This is a genomic window from Mariniblastus fucicola, from assembly GCF_008087665.1.
Taxonomy (GTDB): domain Bacteria; phylum Planctomycetota; class Planctomycetia; order Pirellulales; family Pirellulaceae; genus Mariniblastus; species Mariniblastus fucicola.
Window position 1 is genome coordinate 1,630,797 of sequence record NZ_CP042912.1, and the last position, 16,762, is coordinate 1,647,558.

Genomic DNA, 16,762 nt, shown 5'->3' on the forward strand with positions numbered 1-16,762 from the left:
TTGGTTAACGGGTCGATCAGGGATCAACATGAAAAAGCCGATGGATCACATCGAACGCGTTGCCATCCAGGTCGCGACCGTTGATGCTGACCCGGTAAGTGCCGGGCGGCAGCGTGGCGGATAAGCTCCAGGAGCCTGGCGTTCGCTGAGCCGACAAATAGACGCTCGATCGTGAGAACGAATTGCCGTTCCAGAATTCTAACGAATTGACGTCGCGAATGCGGAGCTCAAAATCTTCCAGCTGCGGCTGCACACCGCTAACGGCGCTTCCGTGTAGGTCCACTGTGCCGGCAAAGCATTGAGCGTAGCTTGGACTGTCAAGCGTGACACGGGACGTGACTTTGCCCAGCCGGAACGTGACCGATTCGGGGGACTGAAACGTCGACGACCAATCGAGCCCCCAAACCCAGGCCTTAGCCAAACCCGCCGGCGGTTGGTCGCCGAAATCAAGCGGCAACTTCCACGTCGTTAGCATCGCATTCGGATGAGCGAGCGTTGCGGACACCTGCTTGAAAGCGTCGGACCACTGGCTCCCGTCCCAAAACTTTCCCGTGGTCAAGTCGCGGATTGCGATTCGAACTTCCCGAGTCGAGACAGCCGATTCTGCGATTCCTTCAAGCGTGTAGGGATACTCCAACGGTTCAAGATCGAAGTACGGTTTGCGAAAACTGGCAGACGCCGGGGCCCAGCTCTTCATTTTTCGAAGCTTGTTGGCGAAAGTCTGTTTGTTGCTGAGCGGAATTTGGCTGTAGATGTTTTCGATTTGATCCGGGTCGCGACTCAAGTTGAAATACTCGCGTCCGCCTGTCGCCCACTCAACGTAAATCGCGGTCTTCAGTCGCAGGCCCGTCGAAGCAAATTCATGCTCGGCTCCGAACATGGTCCGCGTCTCAAAATTCTCAATCAACACGCTGTCACGCACCGCAGCGGCGTTCTCTGGATTCGCAATCACACTGGCAAACGAAACACCATCGACAAAGCTCGGGGTCGAGCCACCGGCCAGCTGAACGATCGTCGGCCCGATATCGATATGTGCCAACAAGTGACTGGATCGGCCAGGATCAATGCCCGGACCGGCGACCAACAGAGGCACGTTTGTGGCGCGATCGACAGCGACTCCTTTGGAAACCAGACGATGGTGCCCGAGGGCAAAGCCGTTGTCTGACGTGACGAAAATGTAAGTGTTGTCCGTCAGTCCCTGCTCTTCCAGCGTCGCAACGATGTCTCCGACCATATCGTCAACGCTCTTCATTGCCAAAAGCCGTTCCCGAAAGTGCGTTGCCAGGTATTCGTGCGAATACGGGCTGATGAGAGACATGTGTTTCAGTGGCCCAGAGCGGTCGCTCATGTCGGCCTCGTTATAGGAAGGCGATTCTGGCGGCGTCGCGTCAGGCCACAGGTGCGAATACTTGTCCTCGTACATTTCGCCGGAATCAACTTGCTGACGATGAGGTCCAAACGGGTTGAGGAAAAGGAAGAACGGTTTTTCATTCTGAGCGTTCGCTTGCCGCTCGATCAGTTCGATCGAGTCCGCTGCTTCCGCGTTGGTGCGATAAATTCCCGGAGCCAATCGTTCCGAGTACGGACCTGGCCCGCCACGGTTGGTGATGCGATACGTTTCAAAATATCGACCGCCAACGGAAGAGTAAAAATCGTCCCAGCCTTCCGGGATCATGAAGAGTGTTTGATGATGCAGAAACTTTCCGACGTGCATCGTGTGATAACCCGCGTCCTGCATCCACGTGGAGAGGTCATCGCTGGCATGCCCGCGCTCGACATAGGATCGCATTCCACCATCGAACCCATAGGAAGCCTGGACATCCGGCTCGTTGACTCGGATGCCGCAGTGGTGAGCGTATTGCGATCGAAGCAGGCAGGCTCGCGAGGGCCCGCACAGCGGTGTCGTGGCGTGAACGTTTGAGAATTTAACGCTGCGTCCGGCCAGCTGATGCAGATTCGGAAACCGTTCGGCGAGTGTGCTGTCGGAGAACATTTCCGCGTCAGCATCATCCAGGTTGATCAAAATGATATTGGGCTTGGCAACCGGTTCGCTTGCGGCCAACGCCTGCATCGGTTCTGCGGAAGGCAAGCAGTTGATGAGGAAAACGACAACGAATAAAGTCGTGTAACGGTATCGTGGCTTCCGGCTTCGCATTGATCCTGTCCGCATTTCGTTCAATCCATGAGTTTGGCCTCATTAAGGTAACTCGAACGAGTACGGAGATGTTGCCAGAAGGTTCATGCGACGCAGAATTGGTGATGAAACGGAATCGTTTTTGGTCGCCAACGAAGAAAATGTGACAACCTCGTTAGCCACGAGTTTCGATTTGCGGATAAGCATCAAATTAAATTTTTGGTAAACGATTGGGCCAGACATGAATTTCAGGAACCTTACCGCGATCGCGTTCGTAGCCTGCTTCTGCGTTTCGAACCTGTTCGCGCAAGACGCGTCCGATTCCGAAAATTCAGACTGGCCTCAGATTCTTGGCGCAAACCGCAACGGAGTTTTGGCCGACAGCGTCACGCTGGGTTGGCAGAAAACGCCAGACGTAATATGGGAGACCGAAATCGGCGAAGGATTCTCCGGTCCCGTTATTGTCGATGACGAACTGATCCTGTTTCATCGTCCCGACGGCGCGCGAGGGAAATTTTTGATCGTCGAAAAGTTCAACGTGACCGACGGCCGGTCAGTTTGGAAGCAAAAGATCGCGTCGCAGTATCGCGGGGCGATGGACGGCGATGCAGGGCCGAAGGCGACGCCGGTGATTCAGGACGGATTTGTGTATTGCTACGGTCCCGACGGTGAGCTGGCCTGTCTTGAGTTCGATACTGGAAAAATTGTCTGGGAACTGAACGCTCGGAAGAAATTCAATGCATCAGAAGGCTACTTTGGCTGCGGCTCTTCGCCATTGGTCGTCGACGGCAAAGTCCTGCTGAACGTGGGCGGAAGAAAGGGCGCTTCGGTCGTCGCCTTTGATGCGAGCGATGGAGAAGTTTTGTGGAAAGCGATTGACGACGAAGCCAGCTATTCGTCGCCGATTGTTGTTGAGCACGATGGCAAAAAGATGGCTGTTTTTCTGACACGAACCCGATTCGTGGGGCTCGACGTTGATTCCGGGAAGGTGTTGTTTTCGAACTCGTTTGGCAAACGTGGTCCGACAGCCGTGGCGTCGATGCCTGTCGCCTTCGGCAGTAAACTTTTTGCGAACGCAGCGTATCGAGTTGGTGCAACGGTCGTCGATCTGAAGAACCTGAAAACCGCGGGTGACGAGATCGCTCCGGATTGGTCCAGTGAGAACGCGTTCGCAAGTCACTACGGAACCCCCGTCTTCTTCAACGGTCATTTCTATGGAACCAGTGGCCGGGAAGATATGCGGAACGGTTCTTTTCGCTGCCTCGAAGCGTCGACGGGCGACGTTAAATGGGACCAGGATTCGTTTCCTGTTGCCCACACCTTGCTGATCGGTGAGCAGTTGTTGGTGCTGGACTATGAGGGCAAGCTGAGCCTGATTGAGCCGTCGCCTGCCGGGTTTCAACAAATTCAATCGGCGACCATTTTTAATGGCCCAACGCGCTCAATTCCTGCTTTCTCTGATGGGAAATTGTTTTTTCGGTCCAACGCAAAATCACGAGTCGGAAAACTGGTCGCGATCGACGTCAGCGAAAAATAGTTCGCATTTTGACCAAGTCAGTGACCAAGTCAGCTTTCTCAATCGTCAGTCTTTCTCTGTTCAGCATAGGCTGCGAGCATTTTGTTTGACGGGCGCTGCGTGTTGGCGGATAATGAACAGGTTGTAAACCTACCTTAATTCGTTCTTCCATATGTCGAATCGTTGTCCAAGCTGTAGCCGAACCTTGGCGGCCTTTGCAATCAATTGCGATGATTGCGGTTGGTCACTCAATACGTCTGTCGATGAGCCCGCGATCTCGTCGCAGGGCGCGACAACAGCCACGGCAGTGAAGGGGACAAAAACTGCAGCGTCCCAGGGTGCGAAGGCTCCTCGCTCAAGTCGCGAAGCTGATGCTCATCTCGAAAAGGCGATGCAGCGAATTGAAAAGGAATCTTACGAGGCGGCCGTTCGATCGATCAATCGTGCCATCGTGGCCGCGCCGCTGAACCGGATCGGAGAATGTTATTCGCTGCGAGGCTATTGTCATCTGAAGCTGGACGATTTCGTGCGTTCGGAAAAAGACTGCACCGAAGCAATTCGACAGAGCTGGAACGATGCTCAAACTTTCGCGTGGCGTGCAGCCGCGCGTGGCGAGCAAAACCGCTGGCGGCATGCGTTTAGCGATTTGGAAAAAGCCTGGCATCTGTCGGATGATGATCGCGACCGGTTCACAGGCTTGATGGATTCCTATTCCGATGCTTGCGAAGCGTGGTTCGAGAAACAGGAGCCGACTCCAGCAACGTTGTCGGAGATGGGTTGGGTTCACTACTGCCGCAGTCGTTACAGGAAAGCGGAAGATTGCTTCGAGAAGGCAATCGAAATGGACGCGGATTATGCTCTCGCGGCTGCTGGTCTGGCAAAACTGATTTTCGAAAACAAGTCATCGACTGGTCGTTACCGTTCGGATCGTGCCAGAGAAGTCCTGCAGCATTGTGCGGTTGCGATGACAGGCGATTCTGAATGCCATCAGGTTGTTCTGCCGATTCGGATCAAGATCCATCGCAGTAAAGCAGATCTCGATCGCGCGATGGAAGACCTGAACCACCTTTCTGCGCTTGCGAAAGACGACTCGGAACTGGCCGTTCGGTGCTGCCGTTTGCGATTCGAAGCGGGCGACTATATGGTCGCGATTCAGGAGCTTTCGAAAATGCTCAAGTCGGATCCACCGCCTGCGGACGCGCTTTTGCTGCGAGGCGATTGCTACCGGGAAATCAGAAACCACTCGTTGGCGATCGTCGACTATTCGCGGTTTCTGAAGCTGCGGCGAAACGACACCGATGCGTTGGCTCGACTTGCGGAATCCAAATTGGCGATCGGGAAAGTTGACGAAGCTTTGTCGGAAGTCGAGCATGCGATCGATATCGATGAGGCCTGTTTTTCAGCCTATATTTGCCGTTCAAAAATCAAACTTCAACAAGGTAAGCTCGACGAAGCGATCACGGATTGCCGCAAGGCTTCGCTGATCGACAACAGCCAGCCTCAGGTCTTTGCGACGCTGGCCTCCATCAATTTCAAATTGGGCCGATATACCGAATCGATCGAAGAATATTCTCGGGCGATTGAGTTGGAAGAAGATGTGCGGCTGAAGGCCAACTTGTTGTATCTGCGAGGCATCGCGTTGTACGAACTTGGCAGGTACCAGGCATCGTATGCGGACTTTAAAAAGGCCTGCCACTATCGCCCCAATCATGCCGGCAGTTGGATTTGGAAATCCGCGGCCTGTGCCCGGCTGGAAAAATGGACGGACGCGATTGCAGGGTTGCAGTCGGCGATCGCGACACGTCCTTCATCTCAGGATGAGTATCGCAAGCTGGGGGCTCCGGTGGCGACCAAGGCGATCGAGTTTTTTGATCGACAGCAGCAACGCGGGCAAGCGACGCCGGATCTGTTTCGCCGTCGTGCGCTGGCGCTGCAGTTTTTGGGTGAGTTTGACAAGGCGATTGAGGACTACACAAATGCCTTGAGGCTGGACGCGGACAACGTCGAGACATTGATTCGTCGTGGGCAAACTTTGTACTCCGTTGGCAAGAACGATGAAGCCATCAAGGATTTTAAATCTGCGATCAGGCGTGACCGCGGAAACGATCAGGCTCTTTTTCAGTTGGCGAATACGCGTTTCGATATGGGGCAGTACGCGACGGCGCTTCGTGACGTGAAACTCGCGATCGAAAGCTCGCCTCGTAATGTTCGGTACTACGGTCTGTATGCGGACGTGTTGCAGAAACTTGGTCAACATGAAGGCGTCATCGAAGCGCTCGATCGCGCGACGTTGCTCGATTCGACAGATCCGGTGACGTATCAAAAACGTGGCCAGGTGCATATGCTGCGACGCAACTACGTCAACGCGATCAGTGACTTTACGCGTTCCCTAGAGCTCAGCCCTAATCAGCCTGAGGTCACGTTGGCGAGAGGCCAGGCGTATCTCAAGGCCGATCAGCCGCAACAGGCGATCGAAGACTTCGAAAGAGTGTTGACGCAGAATCTTGGGATGGCCAAGGCTTATTCTGGACGCGCCGCCGCGATGGCAACGCTGGGGCGGCACGAATACGCACTGATCTGGCTGACAAAAGCTTTCCATCGTTTTCAACGACCACGCGATCTTTCCGAGCTTGTGTTTGCGCGTGGCAAGATTTTCGTATTGATGGGACGCCCCGCGCCGGCCATCGATGACTTTACGACCGTCGCCAGATTGATGGAAGAAGACGACAAAACGGTTGCCGCGGCACGCTATGCACGGGCTATCGCCAGATACGGTTTGGACCAGCCTGAGAAAGCCAAGCGTGATTTCGCCAAAGTCTTTAAGCTTGATCCGAGAAACGAACACGCGGCTCTCGCGTTGCAGTGGCTCAACGATCCCGAAAGTTGCGACAAGCCGAAGTTGCTGGAACCTGCAACCGAGATCGTTCGACCGACTCGGCCGGGAGTGGTGCGTTCCGCAGTCACGCTCACGACGCCGCCGAAAGACTGGACGGCGGAGAAACCGTATCACACTTGGATTTTGAGAACGCTGGATAAAAAAGAATACGGTCCGATGTCACGCGAGACATTGAACTTGTGGATTGAAGAAGGCCGCGTTGATTTCGGTATGAAGCTGTTGAGAGCTGACTGGTCCAAATGGAAGCGTGCCGAGAAAATTTTTAACGAGCTGGGCGTTTCGTCGGAGCCGCCGGAATCGGACGAGAACGTGGACGTGCGACCCGAGTAGCGAGTGCGGACAACTGGCTTGGTCGGGTAACTGCGAGTCAGCGGGCAACTGAGAATAGTCGGGCTACTCGCAAGCTGACGACGTTGGCGACTGTCAGACCGGCGCCGCAACCGACTCGGTGATTGGGTTGTTCTTGGCTCCAGCCAGGACGCCACCAAGCCAACCCATCGGCAAGTAGGCGACGATCAGATCGAGCGCATTGAACCAGATGGGGCCTCCGAGCATGTTGATCGCCGCAATGCCGCCGATTAGAAAAAAGAAACCGATGCCAATCGCGATCGGCAGCTTGTAGCTCGCCGCGATCTTCGCCGCCACGAACGCGCCAACCAATGTTCCAATCGCGTGGCCCAAAAATGGGAAGATGAAGTTAGCCGGACCGAACAGTTTCATGCTCTCGGCAAGTTTCTCCATCGTCGAAACGTCAGCGCCTTCCGGCATCGGCACAATCACTGGACCGATAGAAACGAGGATGATGTTCGCGATTGAGCCAAGGACGATTCCTGCGACGACAGCGATGATGTTTCGAAGCAGATTGGGCAAGGTGTATTTCGTCGTGATGGAAGTTGTCAGTCAGAATTTCGAAAACCGAACTCAGGCTGTTCGCGCACCAATATCAATGCTTGATACTCGGACGGGCCAGAGCTGATGGTATCGCAAATCGAGCACGCACGCAAAACCGCAGCCGTAATGTGGCTAGGCGCTGTTTGGTAAATGTGAGCGGCAAGGCGCTAGCCGCCGTTCCATTGCGCTTTTTAACGGCGGCTAGCGCCTTGCCGCTCATGTTTGGCCGCGTTGATGACATGAAAATCAATTTGTCAAACAGTGCCTAGTACTACAGCGCTAGGTTGATATTTGAGAATGAGTTGAAATTTGGGATTCTATATCGTTCATGCACAAGGAGGTGCTTTGATGGATGGTACTTGGATTCGTCAGATGAAACCAGCTTTGACACGTTTTCTGAATCGGTTCTCAGATTGTTTTAGTCGAAAAGATACCCGTGCTCATATGCCAACGTATGTTCAGGGTCAGCTATCAAACCTTGCTCGCAAGAGTGTTGAGCCCATTGCACTGGCTGCAGGAGTTCCCGTTCGCACGCTTCAGGAGTTTCTTGCTCAATACGCATGGAATGAAGACGCCGTGCGAGATCGTCTGCAACAGATGGTGGCAACCGAGCGAGGTAGCAAGCGTGCCATCGGCGTGTTTGACGAAACGAGCGATGTCAAGAAAGGCACCAAGACGCCTGGCGTTCAGCGTCAGTGGTGTGGCAAGGTTGGCAAGACCGATAACTGCATGGTGACGGTTCATCTTGCTTTTGCTCAGGATGACTTTCACTGCTTGCTTGATGGTGAGTTGTTCCTTCCTGAGAGCTGGTCTGAAGATCGCGAGCGTTGTCGCGTTGCCGGGATCCCCGACGAGATGGTGTATCAGCCAAAGTGGAAGATCGCACTGGAGCTTTACGATCGCGCGCTGTCCAACGGTCTGGAGTTTGAGTGGATCACCTTTGACGAAGGCTACGGCTCCAAAGGCCCGTTTTTACGAGCTCTTGATGCCAAAGCACAGTTATTCATCGGCGAGGTTCCGGTTTCAATGACCGGCTGGATCAAGAAACCCGGGCTCCAACATCCTCCCAAAGATCCGTGTCGTGGTCGGCCGCAAAAAGGTGCGCGAGTTGCCAAAGACAATCCCAAAGCTCAGCCGTTTCGCAAACTGCTGGAAGAATCCACGCGGTTCACGAATCAGTCATGGGAGCGTTATCGCGTCAAAGATGGAGATAAAGGTCCCATGGTCTGGGAAGTCAAGCATGCGATGATTTATCGTCCTGACGGCAAGAGTGTTTCGAGCAAGCGTTGGCACTTGTTGGTGGCTCGTAACCCACTCAAGCCGGATGAGATCAAGTACTTTCTCAGCAACGCGCCGGCTGCAACAAGCGTTCAAAAGTTGTTGCTCGTTGCCTTCAGCCGCTGGCATGTCGAACGTTGCTTCCAGGATCAAAAGCAGGACATTGGACTCGACGCCTGGGAGGGCCGGAAGTATCTCGGGCTCAAACGACACATGATTCTGTCGTGCGTAAGCTACCTGTTCTTGACGAAGATGCGAGAAAAGCTCGGGGGAAAAAAAATCAGGGTTCACCGTCTATCAGGTTCACGACGCCGTATCGGCACTGGTCCAGACTTGGTGGCTTAAGGGGCGGGCATCGTCGGCGCTACTGGACCGGGTTGCCGCTACGATTCAGTACCACCAACAACGAAACGCAAAAGCAACACGATCACACACCAAGAGAACACGCCAAAAACTCCGGAGAATTGGCATCAAAGTAAGCAAAATCAAACGTTGCTACTGGGATTCAACCTAGCGCTGTAGTACTAGATCAATTCCTTGATGATCTTTCCACCGTTGGCAATCTTCATCGGGCGACCGTTGCCGCTCATGAACGTCTTGCTCAGATCGATATCCAAAGACTTACAAACCGTCGCCATTAAGTCTTGAGACGTGTACGACGAGCCTTCAACTTTGGATCCATCCTCATTCGTCTGCCCGACCGCGATGCCAGGCTTCATCCCTGCACCGCCGACTGCGACCGACCAACTGCGAGCCCAGTGGTCGCGTCCGGTGTTGCCATTGATCCGCGGCGTGCGACCAAACTCGCCCATCCAGATAATCGCCGTCGAATCCAACATGCCACGAATCGAGAGGTCGTCGATGAGTGCACTCATGCCTTGATCAAGCTGAGGCAGACGTTGGTTTTGCAACGTGTCAAAGATGTTCTGATGGTTGTCCCAGCCGCCAAGGTTGACTTCGACGAACGGCACACCGGCTTCGACCAGTCGGCGGGCCAACAAGCAGCCGCGACCGAAGTTGTTTTCGCCGTAGCGTTCGCGGACTTTCGCGTCCTCAGTCTCCACGCGAAAAGCCTGCATCTGTTGGCTGGTCATCAAAGCCAGAGTCTTGTCGATTACCTTGGCATGTTCCAGCGCCGCAGCGCCACGTTTTTGCTTGATGAACTTCTCTTCCATCATCTGCAGAGCCAGCGTCCGTTGGTTCATTCGGTTGACCGGAATGCCCATGTCCAGATTTCGCACGCGGCCGTTCGCATCGACGCTGAACGGAGAATACGCCATGCCGAGGAACCCCGGGCCTTCGCTGGCTCCGCCAACAGAAACGAAAGCTGGAATGTCGAGGTTCGGACGGTCGGCACCCAGTTCATGTGCCACGACAGAACCGTAGCTGGGATGCGTCACGTTTGGGTTCGGCGTAAAACCGGTGTGCATATAATAGCGTCCACGCATGTGGTCGGCTTCGCGCGTGCTCATTGAGCGCACCAACGACATCTTGTCCATTTGCTGGGCCATCAAAGGCATGTGCTCACAGATTTGCATGTCGCCATTGGTGGCGATTGGTTTGAACGGACCGCCATTGGCGGAACCTGGCTTGAGGTCCCAGATGTCGATCGAAGAAGGTCCGCCGCCCATCCACAACAGGATCGCTGCCTTTTGCTTCTTCACCATTTCTTTGGCGTTGGCTTCGACCGTTCGTGTCAGCGTGTACGCACTCGCAGCAAGCGCCGACGCGCCAGCGAGATGGCTCATGAAGTGGCGTCGATTCATGCCTTTGGGAGTTCGAAGGTTCATGGCAATTTCCAATTAATGGTTGAAGATAAATTCGTTTGAATTCAGGATGACCCACCACAAATCGCGGAGGCCTTCGCCGAGATCGCCCTGGCTCTGGATCAGACCCATCGCCATTCGTGTTTCTTGAGATGAAGGTGGTCGCGAGAGACCTGCGAAAAACAGTTTGTTCACTTTGTCCCGCGGCGTTCCACCCGAAGCAACCAGTTGCGATATCACGCTGCCGCCGTTCGCTTTGGTCGCTTCCTGAATCATCTCGCCGTTGAACATCATCAGGACCTGCGGGATCGTTCCGTTGAAGTCCGTCGATTCGCCGCCCTCATCGGTACCGAACGCACGATTGAACTGTTGCAGCCAGCGACTTTTGCGACGCTCCTGCTCTTCGTACGTTCCGCGAGACGCCGCTTCGGTATTCACCAATAGCGATTCATAAAGCTGTTCAGGTTGCATCTGGCGAATGTAAAAATGTGAAAACCGCGGGGCCACACCCTGAAGCGGGTCATCGGATTCATTGGCTTTCGTTTGGCGACTGGAAAGTGCATACGGCTTGCTAAGCACGATCCACTTCATTAACTCTCGCAAGTCGTACTGTGCAGTCCGAAACTCGCTGCCGAGATACTCCAGCAACTCAGGATTGGAGGGAATGTTGTGCGGTCCCAGATCATCTACCGGCGACGTAAAACCGTAGCCCAAAAAATGAGCCCACATTCGGTTCGCGATCGTCTGGTCCAGGAACGGCGATTTCTGGATCAGTTTTGAAAGTTCCTGACGGCGATTGACCACGTTCACCAAACCGCTGCGACCAATTTCGGCACCGTCAACAAACACAGGCCAGGCAACTTGCATCAGTCCATTGCGACTTTCGAAATAAATCTCTGCCTCTTCAAAATCGCGTCGACGTCGGCTGGCGAAATCCTGATCCGCAAGTTCCGCGTTGGCTCCCGTTTCGGCTCGCATTCGTCGTGGGAACGCTTTGACCTGACGGAAGAAAGCGTTCATCTGCCAATATGTTTCCTGCTCCCATTCATTGAACGGATGCTTGTGACACTGAGCGCATTGAACTTGCAAGCCAAGAAAAACTCTGGTCGTTGCCGACGTCGCCAGCGTCGCGTCTTCCTGATTGACTTTGTCGATCAGAAAGTTCGTCGCACCATTGAAGTCAGGATCGCCAGGCGCGGTTGTTCCCGTCGCCGTAATCAAGTCATCAACCATCCGGTCGTAAGGCTTGCCGCGAGCAAACGAATCGCGCAGGTACTTCTGCATTCCCTCGCGATTGATCATTGAATTGTTAGCCGTGCCGCCGGTTCGGCCGATCAGCAGATTGGTCCAGACTGTCGTCCAGTTCCTCGCGAACTCCTCCGTGTAGTCGTCCGAATACAGAAGCTTTTTCACCAACGCCAAACGCTTGTCGTCTTCTTTGCTGGCCATGAAGGAGCGAGCTTCATCGACCGTTGGGGTCCGGCCGATGACGTCCAGGAATACCCGCCGGCACCACTCGCCATCGGTCGCGTCCTTGGACGGTTTCAGTTCGTACTCGGCCCAATCGCGTTCAATCAACTCATTGATTCGCGAAACCTGGGTGGGCAAGGCTGAAGTTTTTCGTGGCTCGGGATTCCGACGAGTCGAAACTTGTTTTGCGTCCTGAGCGACCGAGATTGCTGGCGACACGAATACACAGGATGCCACGGTCACGGCCGAAAGAGCCATCCATCTGCTGGCAGAGCCAAAGCCACTGAGATTGCTTTTCATCACCATCGATCGCACCTTTTTCGATTCCTTACCGCTATCAAGTATAGGCTATCGACGTTTTTCAGCAAAACTTGCCCCCGCAACACGCGAAGACGGGCTCTGATCGCGAAATTCGGGCATCGACGCGCAGCTGGACAGTTTCCGCGCTTATCTGCGCAAAAAGTGTCTTGGTGGGACACAACCGATGCAGATTCGCAAAAACGCAAGAGCCATTGGCAGGAAGAATCTTTTTTTGAAAAGCGTGGATTCCGGCTGCCTGAGACTAAAACAGGCGTTCAAAATGTGTATTGTTTTTGCGCAAATGTACGATTTTGGTGTATTAAAATAAAACAGGGCTGTCGAGATTGTATTCTCGACAGCCCTGTTTCAATCAAAATCTTATAATTGCGTCTTGGACTACCCGGTATAAACCGAGTAGCCCAAGCACTGCCTCGTCTCTATTCCGCCCTCAACTGTTTTCACAGCGTTGGGCGAACCACTTCCGAAAAACAGATAATGCAATCACCGTGCCAAACCGCTCGAAACAGTTCCCGAACCTGTTTCGGGTGATGCCATGAGTCGTGTTTGCAGAATTTGATTGGCGACAATGGTCTGCCTGCCAGTGAGTCAGGCAAGTTGCTTGGCGAGGACATTTTAGTGCTGACCCGATCAGCAAAAAGTCATGCGATATCCGAGGTGCTTGCAGTGCCACCAGCAAAGAAACCGCTGAGCTACCGGTTTCTCGTGGCAAACTTTTCTGATTAGCAAACAGATTTCTCTGATATTCAATTTTCCCATCGGGACCATTCTGCGGGCCGATAAACCGGGTGAAGAAGTCTTTTCTTTCGGTGAAGCCATGCTCTCAATATCAACTGCTCGTTTTCAGATCTGTCTTGTGTCCGCGTTCGCCTGTTTGCTCATTGCAAACCAGTGTGTGGCTCAGCAAAGTGATGGGTCGCTGTTCGTGATCAAGACTCCAGCAGTCGATCAGTCTGACTATGGCCAGCGACCGGGCGCGATTCGGTTCGCAGCGATTTCGAATCGTCAAGAAACCAGCCCGCGAGAAGACGACGGGACGGATGATCTGAAAGAGCCGTTGCTCAAGAGCGATGATCTCGAATCGAACGATTTGTTCATCGACGACGAAACCGATGACGAAACCGATGACGACATTGAGCCACGACGTTCGCCTCCGATGACCACGTGGAACCTGAAGCCCATGTCATCAATTGTGCCAGGCATTCGACCGGTCGATGGCAAGTCTCCGGCAGATCAGTCGTGGCAGTTGACCAGTCGCAGCACCACGCCGATCGCCAGTTCGGACAAGCTGTTCGCTTGGGCGGCCCCAGACATTACTTACAAGCCACTGTACTTCGAAGACGTTGCACTTGAGCGTTACGGCCAGACTCGCGGATTCATCCGTCAGCCGTTCGTTTCAGGATTCCATTTCCTGAAATCGGCAACTTTCCTGCCGTACTACTCGCTCTACGACCCGATCAACTCGTGTGACGGACCGCTGGGATACTGTCGGCCTGGCGAGTGCGTCAATTGCGTGAAGTCAAAGCACTACTTCGGGAACCCGTTCGGTTCGAGGCGATAGTGACCAAGCGAAGCACGGCGTTCGTGTTGGTCCGACAACCCGCCAAAAGTTTCCTGAATCGAGGCTGATTTCTTGATAATCGCCTCGCCAATTTTCCGCGTCTTTCGCAGTTTTCCAGCAATCGCTAGCGGTCGGTGCAAAGTCACTTCTTTGTAGCCGATTGGTGTTTGCCAGTTCACGGAATGTCTCTATACGTTGTTTCGAACTTGAGCGAAACGATTCGAACAAGTCCACCTCGAACGATACTTTAGAGTTCGGTCGCAGTGTACGGGATTGCGGGATCCTCACACACCCTCCCTCCTGGGGAAGAGCTTATTGCTTGTTGAGACATCAGGTTTCTGGGTCAACCGTTTCAACAGGTGCTCACGACTGAGCTTACTGTGCACTGAGGCAGCGTATGCTGCCTCAGTGCCAGGGAACATAAACGCTGCTTTTCCACGATGAGAAGCAGCGTTTTTTTATGCTTCAGGCTTATCGGACAGTGCCGCAGATTCTCGGTTGGTGCTCAGTCGGCGATCTGTCGAACAAATAACGTATTTCATTCGTTAATGTTTGACACTTCGAAGATGCGGATGTGTTAAAAACGGGAAGGCAAAAATGCCCGTTCAATCCCGCTCTCCAAAAAAGGTCACTCCGATGCAAAAGCTAATTTTCACACTCGTCATTTTTGCTTCCATTTCCATGTCGTCACTGGCGATCGCCCAACGTCCTGGCGGCGGAGAAGGCGGGCAGCGTGGCGAACGCGGTGCTCAACGCGGAGAGCGTGGCGGACCTAGCGGAGGCCGTGGTGGTCAGCGCGGCGGACAGCGCCCCATTTCACCATTGATGTCGGCTCTTGATGTTGACAAAGATGGAAAGCTTTCAGTCGAAGAAATTGCGAATTCGGTTGCGGCATTGAAGACGCTTGATAAGAACAAAGACGGCGTTCTGGAAGCGTCGGAACTTGCTCCGGAACGCGGAGGCCGAGGTGGTCAGGGCGGTCGTGGTCAGCAGGGCGGCGGTGGAAACTGGGATCCTGGCGCGTTCGTCGATCGCATCATGGAACGCGATGCCGATAAGGACGACAAGCTTTCGAAGGAAGAAGCCGGTGAGCGAATGTCGCGAGGATTCGATGACGCAGATACCGACAAAGACGGATACCTGACTCGCAAAGAAGTTGAAGCGATGACGAAGCAGTGGCAGGGCGGCGGCGGTGGTGGTCGTGGCGGCCGCGGAGGTCGTGGCGGAGGCGGCGCTGAATCGCCAAAAGCAAAAGAGAATCGTCCTGCGTTTGATGATCAGTAGTCCGGACGATCAACTTTTCTGCAGACATCAATGTCAATGTCTCACTGCTCTCTTCTCGCCGCTACCTTCTGTTCAGGATTTAATATGACTCAATTACAGACTCGCTACTTCTCTCTCGCAGCACTTTTTGCATTTACCGTTTTCACTATCTCCGCCGAAGCCCAGGAAGACTGGCCGCGATTTCGTGGAGCAAGTGGAAGTGGAATCAGCAGCAGTTCCGCTCCGACTCAATGGGGTCCGGAAAAGAACATCCAGTGGAAAACCGCGCTGCCAGGTGCGGGAGCTTCTTCTCCGGTCGTCGTTAGTGACAAGGTCTTTTTGACTTGCTATTCCGGCTACGGTGAGAGCCGTGAAAACGTTGGCAATAAAGAAGACTTGAAACGTCACGTCGTTTGTATTGACCGAACGACTGGCAAAGAGTTGTGGTCCAAGACCATCGCCGGGACCGCCAACGAAGATGACTTTTCTGGGATCGGCGTGACGGCTCACGGATACGCTTCGCACACTCCGGTTTGCGACGGCGAAAGCCTGTTTGTCTTTCTCGGAAAGTCCGGCGTCATCGCTTACGATTTGGATGGGAAAGAGCTTTGGAAGAAAAGCGTTGGCGACGGTTCCGACTCGCGCAAGTGGGGGTCGGCATCGAGCCCGATCGTTCACGATGGCTTGTTGATCGTGCCTGCGTTGGCTGAGAGCCGAGCCGTTTATGCTTTGGATAAAAAGACTGGCGAACAGGTTTGGGTTTGCGAGTCCGATGCTTTGGACAACACTTGGGCGACTCCGATGATTGTCAACGTTGACGACAGACGCAGTGACATTGTGATTGGTGTTCCGGATGAATTGTGGGCGATCAATTCGGAAAATGGAAAACTTAAATGGGCCGCGTCGGGAATCGGCGACACTGGTTTTTACACCAGCGCCGTTGAGAGCGACGGCATGATCTACGCTTCGATCGGCGGACGATCCGGCGGCGGCAGCATCGCCATTCGATCTGGGGGAACGAAGGATGTGACTGATTCGCACGTTGCATGGAACGGTCGTACGATGGCCAGTTTCGCCTCTCCGGTTGTCTACAACGGTCACATGTTCGTGATCGGGCGTGGTGGCGTGGTGAGCGTTGTCGACATTGAGACGGGTAAAGAAGTCGGTAAGAGTCGTATGCAGTCGAGTGATTCAAGTCGACCGAAGAGTTCTGGTGGTGGCGGGCGATTTGGTTCGCCGGACTATGGTTCACCGGTGATCGCTGGTGACAAGGTTTACTACACCAAGGGCAACGGCGAGACGTTTGTGTTCAATGCGGACGCAGAGTGTAAGCAGATTGCAGCCAATAAGTTGACGGACGATGCCGAGATTTTTCCCGGTACGCCAGCGATTAGCAATGGTCAACTTTTGATTCGTTCGAACAAGTATCTGTACTGTATTGGCGAATAGAGCCAGCCAACGAATTTGAAGACTACAGCTACGACAGGCCAGCGATTGTGCTGGCCTGTTTTTTTGTTCCGTTTGATGCGCCAGCCAGCCCGAACCGAGAGGACTCGGGCGAACAAGTCCTTGAAGCTGGCGTTTAAATGTTCATTTCTGGAGATTCAGACGTTCAGCGGACTGAGCTTCTTCGAACGCTTCGAATTGCTTAGGAATTGACGCTGGCCGC

11 protein-coding genes are annotated in these 16,762 nt (G+C 53.9%); 6 read left to right on the forward strand and 5 right to left on the reverse strand.

All coding sequences use genetic code 11. The features are described 5' to 3' along the window. Positions 1-16: 16 nt before the first annotated feature. On the reverse strand, positions 17-2,170 hold the full coding sequence (locus tag MFFC18_RS05930; protein WP_084416683.1) for a sulfatase family protein: 2,154 nt from the start codon (positions 2,168-2,170) through the stop codon (positions 17-19). Positions 2,171-2,375: 205 nt separating this feature from the next. Here MFFC18_RS05930 and MFFC18_RS05935 point away from each other — a divergent pair, with 205 nt between their 5' ends. Together MFFC18_RS05935 and MFFC18_RS05940 are read left to right on the forward strand one after the other, a co-directional pair. Next, positions 2,376-3,671, forward strand: a complete 1,296-nt coding sequence (locus MFFC18_RS05935) for an outer membrane protein assembly factor BamB family protein (protein ID WP_075081627.1) — start codon at positions 2,376-2,378, stop codon at positions 3,669-3,671. Between the two features lie 184 nt (positions 3,672-3,855). Then, positions 3,856-6,876 carry a tetratricopeptide repeat protein gene (locus MFFC18_RS05940; protein WP_168211073.1) on the forward strand — a complete coding sequence of 1,007 codons (3,021 nt, stop codon included), beginning with the start codon at positions 3,856-3,858 and terminating at the stop codon, positions 6,874-6,876. 93 nt (positions 6,877-6,969) lie between these two features. Here MFFC18_RS05940 and MFFC18_RS05945 read toward each other — a convergent pair whose 3' ends face one another. Continuing rightward, the gene (locus MFFC18_RS05945) at positions 6,970-7,416 is read right to left on the reverse strand and encodes a hypothetical protein (protein ID WP_075081625.1); all 447 of its coding nucleotides are present in this window, start codon (positions 7,414-7,416) and stop codon (positions 6,970-6,972) included. 369 nt (positions 7,417-7,785) lie between these two features. On the opposite strand from MFFC18_RS05945, the gene MFFC18_RS05950 reads away from it, so the two are divergent. Continuing rightward, the gene (locus MFFC18_RS05950) at positions 7,786-9,060 is read left to right on the forward strand and encodes an IS701 family transposase (protein WP_148618671.1); all 1,275 of its coding nucleotides are present in this window, start codon (positions 7,786-7,788) and stop codon (positions 9,058-9,060) included. 179 nt (positions 9,061-9,239) lie between these two features. On the opposite strand, the gene MFFC18_RS05955 is transcribed toward MFFC18_RS05950, so the two are convergent. Together MFFC18_RS05955 and MFFC18_RS05960 are read right to left on the reverse strand one after the other, a co-directional pair. Then, positions 9,240-10,505, reverse strand: coding sequence for a DUF1501 domain-containing protein (locus MFFC18_RS05955; protein ID WP_075084434.1), 1,266 nt, complete (start codon positions 10,503-10,505; stop codon positions 9,240-9,242). A 12-nt stretch (positions 10,506-10,517) separates the two neighbouring features. Continuing rightward, complete coding sequence (locus tag MFFC18_RS05960; protein ID WP_075084433.1) at positions 10,518-12,089, reverse strand: DUF1549 domain-containing protein; 1,572 nt, start codon at positions 12,087-12,089, stop codon at positions 10,518-10,520. Positions 12,090-13,086: 997 nt separating this feature from the next. Here MFFC18_RS05960 and MFFC18_RS05965 point away from each other — a divergent pair. Further along, positions 13,087-13,830 carry a hypothetical protein gene (locus MFFC18_RS05965; protein WP_148618672.1) on the forward strand — a complete coding sequence of 248 codons (744 nt, stop codon included), beginning with the start codon at positions 13,087-13,089 and terminating at the stop codon, positions 13,828-13,830. Here the strand turns inward: MFFC18_RS05965 and MFFC18_RS05970 are convergent. Beyond that, complete coding sequence (locus tag MFFC18_RS05970) at positions 13,797-14,009, reverse strand: hypothetical protein (protein WP_075084419.1); 213 nt, start codon at positions 14,007-14,009, stop codon at positions 13,797-13,799. The genes MFFC18_RS05965 and MFFC18_RS05970 overlap by 34 nt on opposite strands. Positions 14,010-14,466: 457 nt before the next feature. On the opposite strand from MFFC18_RS05970, the gene MFFC18_RS05975 reads away from it, so the two are divergent. After that, positions 14,467-15,114 carry an EF-hand domain-containing protein gene (locus MFFC18_RS05975; protein ID WP_162273949.1) on the forward strand — a complete coding sequence of 216 codons (648 nt, stop codon included), beginning with the start codon at positions 14,467-14,469 and terminating at the stop codon, positions 15,112-15,114. An 84-nt stretch (positions 15,115-15,198) separates the two neighbouring features. Beyond that, positions 15,199-16,542: an outer membrane protein assembly factor BamB family protein gene (locus MFFC18_RS05980; protein WP_075084417.1), complete on the forward strand. Its 1,344-nt coding sequence runs from the start codon at positions 15,199-15,201 to the stop codon at positions 16,540-16,542. Positions 16,543-16,762 lie beyond the last annotated feature (220 nt).

Bases quoted from the DNA above. Each gene is read 5' to 3' on its own strand.
- MFFC18_RS05930 (WP_084416683.1), bottom strand. From the start codon at position 2,170: ATGCGGACAGGATCAATGCGAAGCCGGAAGCCACGATACCGTTACACG.
- MFFC18_RS05935 (WP_075081627.1), top strand. From the start codon at position 2,376: ATGAATTTCAGGAACCTTACCGCGATCGCGTTCGTAGCCTGCTTCTGC.
- MFFC18_RS05950 (WP_148618671.1), top strand. From the start codon at position 7,786: ATGGATGGTACTTGGATTCGTCAGATGAAACCAGCTTTGACACGTTTT.
- MFFC18_RS05955 (WP_075084434.1), bottom strand. From the start codon at position 10,505: ATGAACCTTCGAACTCCCAAAGGCATGAATCGACGCCACTTCATGAGC.
- MFFC18_RS05965 (WP_148618672.1), top strand. From the start codon at position 13,087: ATGCTCTCAATATCAACTGCTCGTTTTCAGATCTGTCTTGTGTCCGCG.
- MFFC18_RS05975 (WP_162273949.1), top strand. From the start codon at position 14,467: ATGCAAAAGCTAATTTTCACACTCGTCATTTTTGCTTCCATTTCCATG.
- MFFC18_RS05980 (WP_075084417.1), top strand. From the start codon at position 15,199: ATGACTCAATTACAGACTCGCTACTTCTCTCTCGCAGCACTTTTTGCA.